Here is a 12,811-nt window from a genome sequence, read left to right on the forward strand (position 1 = left end):
TTCAAGCAAAGACGGTTCTAGACTATTTTGTATTTAAGATACAAAAAAACAGGGTTCTCCATTTCCTAATGAGAATCCCTGGTTCCACTTATTTTTCAACAATGCCTTCTTTAGTCCACTCATACTCAGTTGTTAAACCAAAATATTGAACAAAAGTTGTTACTGCGTTTGCTTCAAATCGATTGCTAATATCTATAGACTCTACATAACCTTGTTGGTACCATGTGATGACTAACTTACAAATTTCTTTTCCTTTTGAATAAAGTGAGACAATATTGTCTTCCCGCTTCAATTCATAATTTTTATTTTTTGCATAACCACTTTCATAACCATCTAAACAAAGTGTCTCAATTGCTTTAACCTTTTTAAACAATTCAATACCCCCTTTTTGTAAAATTATACACAAAATCAATTATTTAGCAAATTCTCAGAGAAATCCCTTTCTTAAAAGCTCAACAAAAATTTTTTACTCAAAAGAAATCTGTGTTAACCTATATATAGCAGGAATGTAAAGTGAAGCATTGGTATCTTTCATTGTCCGAAAAATATAAAGCGCTGGTTCAACAACTATGTTTTCTTTTGCTTATCTGGGGATTTTTCTTCCTTACATATGTTTTTAAAGGCTCTCTTCCCGAGGCACTATTTTATTTGATTATAACAACGATAATTGGCTTAGTTACATGGTTGCTAAAATATCAGTTTAAAACTATTTTTTTATTCGATTCCTTAGTTATTTTGTTTTGATTTCCCTGTTTTTTATCATCGGTACTTGGGGAGCTATGCTTGATTGGACTTTCTTTATATTATTTGGAGCTATTAGCGTAGCAATTGGTTTGGCACTTACCGCCATTTCCTATGTCGACTAAAAATAGTCAAACGGTGTCACTCTTGTTTTATTCCTACACAAAGGAGTGGATAAAATGTTAGGCAATTTTAAATACATACCAAAAAAATTCAGAGTCGTCTATGGATTTTTTTTAGCAGGTTTATTTGCAACTTTTATTACCTTAGTCATTACGCGACCTTCGAAAATTCTATCGATTGGTATCTTACTAGTGCTATATCTAGTAGATATCTTTTTTCTTACTCGTTCAAAAGAAAAAATCTATCTTCCTCTACTAGGAGATAGTTTACTTTTCTTCTCATGGATGCTCTTATTATATGTGTATTGATAACCAAAAGAGTGACTGAAAGTGTAGAGCTTTCAGTCACTCTTTTTCTGATTGCATTTGTTTTTCTGTAATTTTTAGCGTGTCTTCCTGATAATTTAAGTAGCTTGGCTTGTATTCAGTGTAGAATTCTGTCGTCAGTTGAACATTTTCCAAATCATCAAACAACCCAACTGGGAAACAGACATGATGACTTTTTTTATCCCAATAAAAAAGGCTTGACCCACAATTTTTACAAAACCCACGTTCAATATTCTCCGATGATGCATATCTTTTTATCCATTGTTCACCGGTTATTTCAAAATTACCGATCTTTTTTCCAATAAAAATAAAGGAACTACTAAAAAATTTTTGACACATCTGACAATGACAAATCGCTACTTCTGAGGAAACATTTGGTAAATCGATTTTTACCTTTCCGCAAAGACAAGAACCATGAATATTCATAAAACCCTCCATTATTTACCATCAATCTAAAAAAGTAACAAAGCGATTACTCCAAATCATTTCATAAAAGGCAATTAACTCTTTTGCCGTTAGAAACTGATTGTCATGAGTCGTAGTAGAATCATGGAACATATTGATTGTGTATCCAAAACTATGAACAACTTTGATCGTTGTATATGCACAAAATTCAGTTTGTGCACCACAAATTTCAAGCGTTTTGACATTTAAAGAGTCTAGAAGTTCCTTCAAGTTTGTTTGTAAAAAGAACTCGCATACTCTTTTGAGACATAGTAGCCATTTTTCGGTTGTGTTAATTCAGAGACAATTTGCCATAATTCTTGATTAGGAATCAATTCTTCATCCGAATGTTGAACAAAAATAACAGGTAAATCTTGGTATGCAGCTACTCGCTGATTGACATGCCTCATTACTTCGTCAAAATTATCTGTCTTAGGTTGTTTACAAACGCCATTTTGTAAATCAATAATCAATAACGCCTCACTCATAATCATGGGCTCTTCCTACTTTCTTGTTTATCTCATCATATCAGAAAGTCTTTCATTAAAGTATGATTCCGAAAAAAACTCTCTGACGATTCACTTCATCAGAGAGTTTGTCTTTATCTTTACATCATTTCATCTTCAATAATTTGAATACGTTCTTCGAAACTTAATTCTTTATACACTTGATGCAACATCCACATATAACCAAAGGGATCTACAAACAATGAGTTACTGATGGAATTCTCCATCATTTTAGTCACTCCTTGAATTTCAGTACAGCCATTGTCTAGAGCTATTTGATGTGTTTTTTCAATATCTTCTACCGTAACATTGAACCAGATTGTGTTAGGATGTTCTGGATCAGGAGCGTTTAATTGGTATTCTGGGTTGGCATCTAACATATGAAATCTTGTGCCATATAAATTAAATACCGCTTCATTTAATCCTTCCGAATAATTGGTCGCTTCTACCACTTCAACATCAAAAATTTCTTTATATAAATCCAAAGCCTGTAAACTATTTTTTACTACAAAATCAATTTCTGTTCCTTTAATCATTTGTTGCTCCTCCTTTAGCGAACGTAATTGCTCTTCTATTCGAGTCACACGTTCTTTTTCAACTTCTATTATTTGTTTCGATTGCTCCAATTTTCTTTCAAGAATAGCTGCTAAATATTCAGAGTCCTGCACTTGAGCCAATGTGTCATTAATTTCCTCCACTTTAAATCCAGAATCTCTTAACTTTATAATTTGATTCAAGTGAGGAATTTGATGGGGGCTATACATCCGATAGCCACTCTCATCATCCACATAAGCCGGCTTAAAAACTCCAGTTTGGTCATAATAACGTAACATACGAGTGGAAACTTTTACTAATTTAGAAAATTGGCCAATTCTGTACATCACAAGTCCCCATTTCTTTTTCAGTTACAACCTTATCATAAACGTTGACACAGTGTGAAGGTCAATCAAATAGCTTAATATTGATTAATTATTTGACTAGTCACTTATAATTCTATTCATAGAATCCTCTGTAATTTCATATAGTTCAATCTCTTCTCCAAATAAATAACTGTAATGTCTAAAGTATTCTTGTGCTTAAGTTAATCCTAAATTATTTAGTTCCTCTGTTTTATTTATACAAATAATTTTTCTTTTATCTTTATCCAATAACATTAGGTGAAGGATATCTTCATTTATCGATTTTCTTGAGCCGCTACTAACTTTTTTTATTTCCCCACCACTCCAAGAGCGATATTTACACTCAATAAATACTGTTTCATCCACACTAACTAGATCAAATGAATGATTTTTCTTTGGATTTCCAACTAGATACTTGTATTCGGGAACTAATGTTATATTCAAATTTTTTTCCAATATTGCTTTGGCTTTCATTTGATGATTCTTACCTATTTTGGTATTCATCAAAGAAAATGGATTGAAGTAAATTCTTTTTCATGTCTCTATTTTACCGAGATTTTGGACAAATGATAGGGGATAGAAAATCTATCCTACTAGGCTTTTTATCCCTTTGAAAACTTAAACTTCCATTAACGTTAAATAAGGAAAAGTATAATACTGTTCACTTAAAGAGAGACAAACAAAAACCACAATCTTAATCGACTGTGGTTTTGCTTTTCTCTTTAAAAAAAGGTTGAAATTAGTGCTAAAATAGCTAAACCACCTTGTGTAAAAATAATCTTTTTATTACTCGTTAAACTACCATATAAAGCAACTAAAATGATATATACTAGCAATAATCGACTAATTTCAAGTGAAGCCGTTGATAAAAATACACTATACAGCAATCCTACACCAATTAAACCATTATATATCCCTTGATTTTTAAATAATGTACTTACAGAACTTCTTTTCAATTCTTCTTTTGCCATATTGAACACTCTACTCGTTGCATCTGATGTATTTGCAAAAGTCTCTAAGTACATGATGTAAAAGAATTCCAAAGCAACTAATACGATTAAAACAGTTGAAATTATAGACATCTCTATTCCTCCTTTTCTGTGATAATTAATTCTGTTTTCTTTTCAGCATATTCGGACATTTTTCCAAATAAATTTATTAATAGTGGATTTTGATTATGTTTATCAATTGATTCTTGGTTTTTCCAATGCTCAATCATCACAAATTGACTTTTCTTTTCCACAGATTCGTATAAATCATACCGCAAACAGCCTTCTTCTAATCGTGCAGAAGCGATTAGCGGAACTATCTCCGCTAAAAACTCTTCTCTTTTATCATTTTTTATATAAAAATTTGCTTGTATAATTTTCATCTTTCTACCCCATCATTTAAATTCAGTGATTTTTTCAGCAGGTAATCGAACAGAAGTATAGCCAGCTTCTTTCTCTTTTCCGATAGATAAAATCATTACTGGTACATATCTCTCTTTATCTAACCCGAAAGCTTCCGCTAACTGGTCAGCTTCAAAGCCTCCAATTGGATTTGTTTCATATCCATGAGCCCGAGCAATGAGCATGAATTGCATCGCAGCTAAACTTGAATCAATTTTTACTACATCATTCATTTGATCTTTAGAGAAATTCTTGTAATATGGAATAATTGCAGCCAATTGTTGGTCTCTTACTTCAGCTGGCATTTTCCCTTCTTCAACTGCTTGGTTGTAAATATCTTCCCCTAATTCATAGCATTGCATATCACCAAAAATCAAAACCATTGCTGAGGAAGTATCGTTTTGCTTTGTATTGAAACGAATTAATGGTTTTAGTTTTGCCTTTTGTTCGTCACTTTCTACGACCACAAAACGCCATGGTTGCATATTTACTGAAGATGGTGCAGTCGTTGCTTCTTGAATCATTTCAAGCATTTCTTCATGAGAGATTTTATATGTTTCGTCATATCCACGAACAGACTTTCTACCGAATGTAATTTCTGAAAAATCATTGTTTACTAAATGTTTTGACATGTTCTTTCCTCTTCCATTTCATATTTATAATTTTTAAAAACCAATTTATACTATTACGCTTTTAATAAGTCTTCACTCTACTCAATTTTCTCTTTATTCATAAAATCAACTACAATTTTCCCTTTCACACGTCCGCTACTTATTTCTTTCATAGCAGTATTAATCTCTGAACTAGGGTAAATCTTTTGAATAGAAATAGTCAATTTTTCCGACTCGACAAGCTCTGTAATTTTTTCAAGTTCTTGTCGATTAGACTGCGTTAAAAAAGAATGAAAAACAATATTCTTTTTTCTTGATAAATGACGCATTTTTGCAGTGAATAGTCGCAAAATCATTTGATAAAACCAATTCATGTTTGCTGATTTGGCATACGATGGCGTAGGAATACTCGTGATAGAGGCAATTTTTCCTCCAGTTTTCACAATATCAAATGAATGTGTTAGTTCATATCCGCCTCTCATGTCAAACACAGCATCTACTTGAGGCAACACTTCATAAAATTTTTCTTTATGATAGTCAATAAATTCAATATGTCCAAATTGTTGCAAAAACGCTTTTCCTTCTTTACTTGCCGTGGTATAAACCTTTGCATTAGCTAGAAGAGCGAGTTGAATAGCAATGTGCCCAACACCACCTGAACCGCCAAGAATTAAAATAGATTGTTTTTCCTTTAGTTGAAGCCAATCAAACAATCCTTGGTAGGCAGTTAATCCCGCAAGTGGAACTGAAGCTGATTCAACAAGAGTAAGGTTTTTCGGTGTTTTTGCTATATCATTTTCACCGACAACAACGTATTCTTGGAACGACCCTGTCATCGGTGTTCTTCCATATACAGAATCACCTACTCTAAACCGTGTGATTTTTGAACCAACAGCTTCAATAACGCCTGAAAAGTCATGACCTAGTGTCAAGGGCATTGAATAACGCAAAACATATTTTGCATCACCATTGCGAATTCTGTAATCAACTGGATTCAAACTTGCTGCATGGACTTTGATTATTATACTATTATCAGACAATACATTTTTTTGTATTTCATTCAAAAAAAGTTGTTCTTGCTTTCCGTATTGCTTTATTTGATACGCAAACATCTGCCCTCTCCTCTATTCGCCAATCTAATTTTTTGTGTTTATTTCACTAATTTTGTTAATAAATTTAGAAGAGTATTTTCTTCTTCCTCATTCAATGGCGATATCATCGGTTTATTTGAATGCTCAAATTCTCTCTCACAATGTTCCAGTTCTTTTGTTGCATTCTCTGTAATTCTAACAACAACTTCTCGGTTATTATTCTTGTTTCTTTCACGTATAACGTAATTTTTTTCTTCTAAAATCTTTAAGTGTCTAGTGACCGCAGCACTATCTATTTTCAACTCATTTTGCAAAATTGTTTGCGAACACTGTCCATTCTCTTTCAGAAACAACATTAATTCATAACGTGTGATACTAAATCCTGTTTCTTTTTCAAATTTAGTGGTCATTTCTTGATTGGCAAGTTTAAGTTGATAAAATAGTTTGCTAAGTTGTCTCAAATTCATCTATTATTCCTTTCATATTTGATTAATCAATAGTTGACTAATCAAATATAACTCATTTCTAATACTTTGAAAAGTAGTTTGCTTCAATTAATTCTAAAAATTTATTCGTATTATCAAATAACACCGCTAGTAAAATTAAGGTAGACAACTAAATAAGTCATTTGTGCTACACTCAAAATAGTTCCTACCAAAGTATTAGGTGAATTAAAAGGCAATAATAAAAATAGCATAATCTGTGTAAGCACATTTGACTACTTGCCTAATCTAAAAAATTATGGACATTATTTTTCTCCTATAGTTAGAATTAAAATGAATGAAAAATCTCTTGATTCCTCAGAATATAGGTCTCGTTTAGAAATAAAAGAATATTCTTTTGATTCATTCAAAACCTAATCTATCAAATTCATAACAGCCACCTAGAAAAACTAAGTGGCTGTTTCAGATAGATCGATACCTTTTGTTCCAAAATCAATTATATTGTCTATTTTACTCCCTATTTGATTCAAACATTTTCTTAAATCCGCATTAACAATATATGGACTATCCATCACAATATAGATTTGTTTTCTTAATTGAGATATTTTTTCATCTGACAAGTCTAAATTATCTAGATGAGATAAGAACTCACCTTCTTTTTTCTCTCTTCTTAATCTTACTTTTCTACCAGATAAATAACTAGGTTCTTTTTCATATAGATGAATAATCAGTTTTTTATTTTTAGCTTTTAACAAAACATCAGCAATCTTTTCCCACCAATGTTTATCTATTGAACCCATCGACATTCCAAAAATTACAATAATATCACTATTCTCAATAGTATTTTCAGCATTTCTACGTCTATACTCTCTGCTATTCGCAAGTGAGTCAGGTTTAAGTAAATCAATTAAATCATCTTTATCAAAAAAATCTGATGCTAATTGTGTCTCATCATTCAATCATAATGTTAAAAATCGGTCAATTACTCCATGAACATTGATTACTTCTTTATTAAGGATTTGTTGTAAGTTTGAACTATTAAAACTATTATTTTTTGTGGAATACTTTTGCCAGTTCGAATCTCAGTTCGTCTACGTCATAACAAAAAAATATAAAAAAACCTGATGAAATGCTTATTTAAAAGCTTTTCCATCAGGAATAAATAACTTAACTTTTACGTCACAGGAGGGATTCGAACCCCCGACCGTCCGCTTAGAAGGCGGATGCTCTATCCAGCTGAGCTACTATGACAAATTATCATATGTGGCGATTGCTGTAAATCACCAACGAAAATGAGTTTATCATATTTAAAAAAACAATACAATAGTTTTGAGTAAAATAGTCCAAATGTATGTTTTTTTAGTATCATTAATAATTTTCATTACTATCCATTTGCTATACTAGTTAGATTTCAAAATTTCTATAAGCTATCGGTAATTGGCAAGTCTTTTAAGCGATTCATATTCCCTAAATATTGTGTACTTTCATCAATCAGCTCTTTATCTTTGATCGGTATCGTACCATCCGCCAAAATTCTTCTATCTTCCAACATATCATTTTCTAGAACTTGTTCTAAGCGAGTGATTTGACTATTGATTCCTATCGTCGGTGCATCAATAAAGGGTATAATCGAAATAGCTGATTGGTCTTGAGTTTGCGAAATAAATTTCATTGATACTCCCTCCAATTTTCAGATTTTTCTTTATTTTACCATATTCCCTAAGAAGAACTGATTTTCAACATTGATTCAATCCTGCTATCAAAAAAAAATCCTCATTTTTCACCTATTTCTATCAGGTAAAAAACAAGGATTATTTCTATACTTCTGTGTCGATGACTACTTCATCAGCTTCTTTCGTAATTAAGGCAATTCCATCTCCTAAAGGAACTAGACTTGTCGTCAAGTCTGGATGACTATTAATTACATCCAAGAAACGTTTTAATTTACGGTGAATTGTACGACGATTACGAGGAACTTCTTCAATTGGATCTAAGACTGTTCCTCCTTGAAATACATCATCCACCATCAAAACGCCCCCTTTTTTTAGCAGACGTAAACATTCAGGTAAAAATTCAATATATTTTGATTTCGCACTGTCCATAAAAATAAAATCATACGGACCTGTTAATTCTGGTAAAATATCTGCTGCTTGTCCCTCTAGTAAAGTTACTTTATCTTCCAAACCCAGACGTTCATAAGTTGCTTTGGCTTTACGAATCATAACATCAAAACGATCGATTGTCGTAACATGACCTTCATCACCTACGTATTGAGCCATTAAACTTGAAGAAAAACCAAGTGCTGTCCCAATCTCTAAAACTTCTTTCGGTTTAATTTGTCCTAATAAGAATTGCATGAAGACGACTGTCTCATGGGGAATAATCGGCACTTCATTTTCATTGGCTTCCTTTTCGACTTTCCCTAACTCACCGGATAATTGTTTTTGCTCTGTTCGTAAAAAATCGACAAGCTCTGGTTGGACAACAGGTCGATACATCATTTCATTTCTCATTTTTTTGCTCCTTATATAATAGTCATAGTTTCCTTATCGTGTTCACTGTTGTTCATTATACTAAAGTTTAAAGCCAATTCACAAGTAAAAATAGCTTGCCTTTTTTTGAATTTCAGATTAGTATAGAAGCAAGATTTGGATTAGTAGCGAAAATATGATTCGAGAGAGTGAAACCTTGGCTGGAAGTTTTATATCCCCTATTTTTGTGAACCTACCAATAAATTAGATTGTGAAAACAATCGGGTTAGAACCCTTATCTTCGTTGCGAGTGGAATAGAGACCTCTATTCAATAAAGGTGGTACCGCGAATGTTCAGCATTTCGTCCTTTTTAATGGGATGAGAATGCTTTTTTTGTTGCTAAAAATCGGCAAACCTTTCATTGGCAACAAAAAAATTTCGATAGGAGCAACTATGACTTACGAAGAATTTTTACAGACCCTTTCTAAACCAGCTCGTGGTGCTTTAGAGTTCGAAACCATTGATAGCTTTGAAAAACTAGCAGACTTAACAGAAAAGCAAGTCTTAGCGATTCATGGTATAGGTCCTAAATCACTCCCCACCATGCGAGCCGCATTAGAGAAAGAAAACTTACAATTCAAACAAAAATAAGGAGCTTACAACATGGCACAAAAAAATGATTTTACAGAATGGTACTTACAAACTGTTCAACAAGCAGAATTAATGTCTTATTCACCTGTCCGTGGATCAATTATCTTCCGTCCAGATGGTTACGAATTATGGGAACACATTCAAGAAGAATTTAACAGCTTTTTACGCAGTGAAGGGATTCGCAATGCCTATTTCCCAATGCTTATTCCAAAAAGCTTTTTCATGAAGGAAGCCGATCATATCGAAGGATTCGCACCAGAACTTCCTTGGGTAACTGAAGTTGGCGATGAAAAATTAGAAGAACCTTTGGCATTACGTCCAACTTCTGAAACGATGATTGGTACAGCTTTTTCGGATTGGATTAACTCTTATCGTGACCTACCTTATGAAATCAATCAATGGGCAAACGTCTTCCGTTGGGAAAAGAAAACTTTACCTTTCCTACGTACTTCAGAATTTTTATGGCAAGAAGGTCATACGGCCCATATTGATGCTGAAGATGCTCGTAAACGTACCCTACGCATTTTAGATGAATACGCACGTTTGTGTGAGGAATTTTTAGCTATTCCTGTCTACAAAGGAGAAAAAACACCATCAGAACGTTTTGCTGGAGCTGTCGAAACCTACTCAATTGAAGCAATGATGAAAGATGGTAAAGCTGTTCAAGCGGGGACTTCTCATTATATGGGAACAAAATTTGCTGAAGCGTTTGATATTACTTATCTAAACAAAGAAAACAAACACGTACATGCCCATACTACTTCATGGGGTGTTTCTACTCGTTTGTTAGGTTCATTGATTATGACTCATGGAGATGAAAATGGTTTAGTCTTTCCTCCAACAATTGCTCCAACTCAAATCGTTTTAATGCCTGTTGGTCCTTGGAAGAAAAATCCTGCCATCATGGAAAAACTAGATGAAATCTTTGCTGGTTTTAAAGCGGCTGGTTTCCGTGTTCGCTTGGATGACAGCGATAATTCCCCAGGTTATAAATTTAACGAATGGGAATTAAAAGGCGCTTGTGTTCGTATCGAATGTGGACCTCGTGATTTAGAAAATGGTCATGCAATGGTGAAAGTTCGTGATATCGAAGGAAAAGAAAAAATTAGTTTTGATGATTTGCAAACCTATGTGGAAGAACAATTAGCAATTATGCCAAAACGCTTATTAGAAGCTGCTCGTGCCCGTAATAAAGAAAATGAACACTATGATATTGAAACTTTAGATGATTTAAAAGTTCACATCGAAAAATGCAAAGCTGAGGACAAAGTTACTGGTTTTGTTTTAATCGGTTGGGATGGTTCTGAAGAAACAGAAGCCAAAATCAAAGAAGAAACAGGATTTACTACTCGAAATATTCCATTTGATGTTCCTTTGGAAAAAACCGTCGATATCGTCAGCGGTAAACCAGCCAAGCATACCCTATGGATTGCTAGAGCTTATTAATATTCATCAAAAAAAGAAAGTTTCCTTGCAAAAGGAACTTTCTTTTTTGTTTAGCCTACACTTACAGCTAAAACAACATGATACTTGAAACTTCCAGAACAAAATTCCGAAAGCTCATTAATCGTGTAAGAACGCCACGAGCCTCTTTACAGAGTCTCTTTGGCTGCTGACGTTCAAACTCTGACTAACTGCTAATCGCACTAATTCAGAGTAATTCATTCAGCTCTTTAGAACACTACCAATGAATTTCTCCATTTTGCTCTTCCAGTTTCTAACCATAAATTTTGCTTCCAACTAATTTATTTATTATTTGCAAATATAATGACAACAAAAGCTTCTCTTTTCCTTATACTGAAGCTTGATTGACATTTAACTCATTTCTGTAATTATTTTATCCTGCATCATCATTTTATTAGTTATCATACAGAAATATTGAAAACTATCTAGCGTAACGGAACAACGAAAACTGCGCTGTCACCGTGAAAAGGAGCCAATGTGAATTACTGTCACTTAGCGCAGCGATTAGTGACAGTTTGAAGCTTGGCAGACTGGAGACTACAGGCTCCAGTTGGTCCCTCGGTCGACAAAAGCAGAATTCGTTGTGTAGTGTAGCGAAGGGATTAGAAAGATAACTGCAAATAATAACAAGTTTTTTGAGTGAATCGTAACCTCTGGCTTCAGAAGGGTTGACTAACAGGAAAAGTTATATTAATATCAAACATAATCAATAAAAAGTCTGAATTTTCCCACAAAAGTTTACAAATAAACTTTTACGTCAAAATTCGCTTTTTTTATTAGTTTAACATTCAAAAAAATTATGAATATGGGAGTATTTTACTAAGAAGGGGACGACATGTATGACTGATAAACACATTAAATGGAGTGGCGAACTACAACAAGAGGCTGTAGAATTGCTAAATTCTGAAGGAAAGATGGTTGTTTGTCCAACAAAAGTTGGTTACATAATTACCGCATCCGATAAAGGCGGCTTGGAACGTAAATTTTCCGCCAAAAATCGTAAAAGAAATAAACCAGGAGTTGTTTTATGTGGTTCATTAGAACAACTATTTGAATTAGCTGACATGACCCCAGCGATGGCTGCTGTCTATGAAAAATGTTGGGAAGAAGATATTTTATTTGGAGCAATTTTACCTTGGAAAGAATCTGGTAGACAGTATATTCCAAACGACGGCTCTGACGAATTGATGACAGATGTTCGTGGAACAAGCTGTTTTGTACTAAAATTCGGTGTTCCAGGCGAACAAATTGCACAGTCATTGTGGGCTTCTGATAAAAAACTATTATTTGCAAGTTCTGCAAATCCATCAGGAAAAGGAAACCGTGGTTTGGTTTCTGGTATCGGTGAACAAATCGAAAATGAAGCAGACTTGGTAATTGATGGCGACGATTACGTTGCACAAATTCAACCAGATAAAACCATTGATACTCGTTATGAACAAGGTGTAATGGTATCGTTTGTTGATAAAGATGGGAAATTAGTTCCTGAACAAGGCGATCAACGTTCAATTTCTCCAGCACCTGTTTTAATTCGTAAAGGTCTATCTGTGGATCGTATCATGATGATCTTAGCAGATCAATTCAATTCATGGGATTACCGTCACGGCGAATATTATTAAGCAAAAAAACCAGCGAAATTTAGATTTCGC

At 33.5% G+C, this 12,811-nt stretch carries 16 protein-coding genes, 1 tRNA gene, 2 pseudogenes and 1 other annotated feature; of the genes and pseudogenes, 4 read left to right on the top strand and 15 right to left on the bottom strand.

What is annotated here, in order from left to right; translation table 11 throughout:
• Positions 1–88: 88 nt before the first annotated feature.
• Positions 89–373: a hypothetical protein gene (locus tag AC4BBX_RS05310; RefSeq protein WP_490455408.1), complete on the bottom strand. Its 285-nt coding sequence runs from the start codon at positions 371–373 to the stop codon at positions 89–91.
• A 547-nt stretch (positions 374–920) separates the two neighbouring features.
• Here AC4BBX_RS05310 and AC4BBX_RS05315 point away from each other — a divergent pair.
• Positions 921–1,172, top strand: a complete 252-nt coding sequence (locus tag AC4BBX_RS05315; RefSeq protein ID WP_490455409.1) for a hypothetical protein — start codon at positions 921–923, stop codon at positions 1,170–1,172.
• 36 nt (positions 1,173–1,208) lie between these two features.
• Here the strand turns inward: AC4BBX_RS05315 and AC4BBX_RS05320 are convergent, their stop codons facing one another.
• From AC4BBX_RS05320 to AC4BBX_RS05385, 14 genes and pseudogenes are all read right to left on the bottom strand, one after another.
• Complete coding sequence (locus AC4BBX_RS05320; RefSeq protein WP_490455410.1) at positions 1,209–1,616, bottom strand: GFA family protein; 408 nt, start codon at positions 1,614–1,616, stop codon at positions 1,209–1,211.
• Positions 1,617–1,637: 21 nt separating this feature from the next.
• Positions 1,638–2,128 (bottom strand): annotated as a pseudogene (locus AC4BBX_RS05325) (isochorismatase family protein).
• Between the two features lie 113 nt (positions 2,129–2,241).
• On the bottom strand, positions 2,242–2,676 hold the full coding sequence (locus AC4BBX_RS05330; RefSeq protein ID WP_490455767.1) for a VOC family protein: 435 nt from the start codon (positions 2,674–2,676) through the stop codon (positions 2,242–2,244).
• Between the two features lie 144 nt (positions 2,677–2,820).
• Positions 2,821–3,021 (bottom strand): annotated as a pseudogene (locus AC4BBX_RS05335) (MerR family transcriptional regulator); the annotation flags it as partial.
• A gap of 195 nt (positions 3,022–3,216) precedes the next feature.
• On the bottom strand, positions 3,217–3,513 hold the full coding sequence (locus AC4BBX_RS05340) for a hypothetical protein (RefSeq protein ID WP_490455411.1): 297 nt from the start codon (positions 3,511–3,513) through the stop codon (positions 3,217–3,219).
• Between the two features lie 248 nt (positions 3,514–3,761).
• Positions 3,762–4,121 carry a DUF1304 domain-containing protein gene (locus tag AC4BBX_RS05345; RefSeq protein WP_490455412.1) on the bottom strand — a complete coding sequence of 120 codons (360 nt, stop codon included), beginning with the start codon at positions 4,119–4,121 and terminating at the stop codon, positions 3,762–3,764.
• A gap of 2 nt (positions 4,122–4,123) precedes the next feature.
• Positions 4,124–4,411, bottom strand: a complete 288-nt coding sequence (locus AC4BBX_RS05350; protein ID WP_490455413.1) for a putative quinol monooxygenase — start codon at positions 4,409–4,411, stop codon at positions 4,124–4,126.
• A 12-nt stretch (positions 4,412–4,423) separates the two neighbouring features.
• Positions 4,424–5,062 (bottom strand): nitroreductase family protein, encoded by a 639-nt coding sequence (locus AC4BBX_RS05355; protein ID WP_490455414.1) that lies wholly within the window; start codon positions 5,060–5,062, stop codon positions 4,424–4,426.
• Between the two features lie 77 nt (positions 5,063–5,139).
• Positions 5,140–6,153 carry an NADP-dependent oxidoreductase gene (locus AC4BBX_RS05360; protein ID WP_490455415.1) on the bottom strand — a complete coding sequence of 338 codons (1,014 nt, stop codon included), beginning with the start codon at positions 6,151–6,153 and terminating at the stop codon, positions 5,140–5,142.
• 38 nt (positions 6,154–6,191) lie between these two features.
• A complete protein-coding gene (locus AC4BBX_RS05365) occupies positions 6,192–6,599 on the bottom strand; it encodes a MarR family winged helix-turn-helix transcriptional regulator (RefSeq protein ID WP_490455416.1) in 408 nt (135 codons plus the stop codon).
• A 425-nt stretch (positions 6,600–7,024) separates the two neighbouring features.
• Positions 7,025–7,534: a hypothetical protein gene (locus tag AC4BBX_RS05370; protein WP_490455417.1), complete on the bottom strand. Its 510-nt coding sequence runs from the start codon at positions 7,532–7,534 to the stop codon at positions 7,025–7,027.
• A 218-nt stretch (positions 7,535–7,752) separates the two neighbouring features.
• Positions 7,753–7,826: transfer RNA gene (locus AC4BBX_RS05375), tRNA-Arg, on the bottom strand.
• Positions 7,827–7,995: 169 nt separating this feature from the next.
• Positions 7,996–8,247, bottom strand: coding sequence for a hypothetical protein (locus tag AC4BBX_RS05380; RefSeq protein WP_490455418.1), 252 nt, complete (start codon positions 8,245–8,247; stop codon positions 7,996–7,998).
• A 145-nt stretch (positions 8,248–8,392) separates the two neighbouring features.
• Positions 8,393–9,088 (bottom strand): O-methyltransferase, encoded by a 696-nt coding sequence (locus AC4BBX_RS05385; RefSeq protein WP_490455419.1) that lies wholly within the window; start codon positions 9,086–9,088, stop codon positions 8,393–8,395.
• Positions 9,089–9,209: 121 nt separating this feature from the next.
• Positions 9,210–9,419, top strand: a binding site (T-box leader).
• A 21-nt stretch (positions 9,420–9,440) separates the two neighbouring features.
• Between AC4BBX_RS05385 and AC4BBX_RS05390 the strand changes: the two genes are divergently transcribed.
• The 3 genes from AC4BBX_RS05390 (at position 9,441) to AC4BBX_RS05400 (ending at position 12,781) form a co-directional block, all read left to right on the top strand.
• Positions 9,441–9,698 carry a helix-hairpin-helix domain-containing protein gene (locus AC4BBX_RS05390; RefSeq protein WP_490455420.1) on the top strand — a complete coding sequence of 86 codons (258 nt, stop codon included), beginning with the start codon at positions 9,441–9,443 and terminating at the stop codon, positions 9,696–9,698.
• Positions 9,699–9,710: 12 nt separating this feature from the next.
• Positions 9,711–11,144 carry a proline--tRNA ligase gene (proS, locus tag AC4BBX_RS05395; protein ID WP_490455421.1) on the top strand — a complete coding sequence of 478 codons (1,434 nt, stop codon included), beginning with the start codon at positions 9,711–9,713 and terminating at the stop codon, positions 11,142–11,144.
• An 857-nt stretch (positions 11,145–12,001) separates the two neighbouring features.
• The gene (locus AC4BBX_RS05400; protein ID WP_490455422.1) at positions 12,002–12,781 is read left to right on the top strand and encodes an L-threonylcarbamoyladenylate synthase; all 780 of its coding nucleotides are present in this window, start codon (positions 12,002–12,004) and stop codon (positions 12,779–12,781) included.
• Positions 12,782–12,811 lie beyond the last annotated feature (30 nt).

It is taken from the genome of Enterococcus sp. AMC1157, from assembly GCF_058216555.1.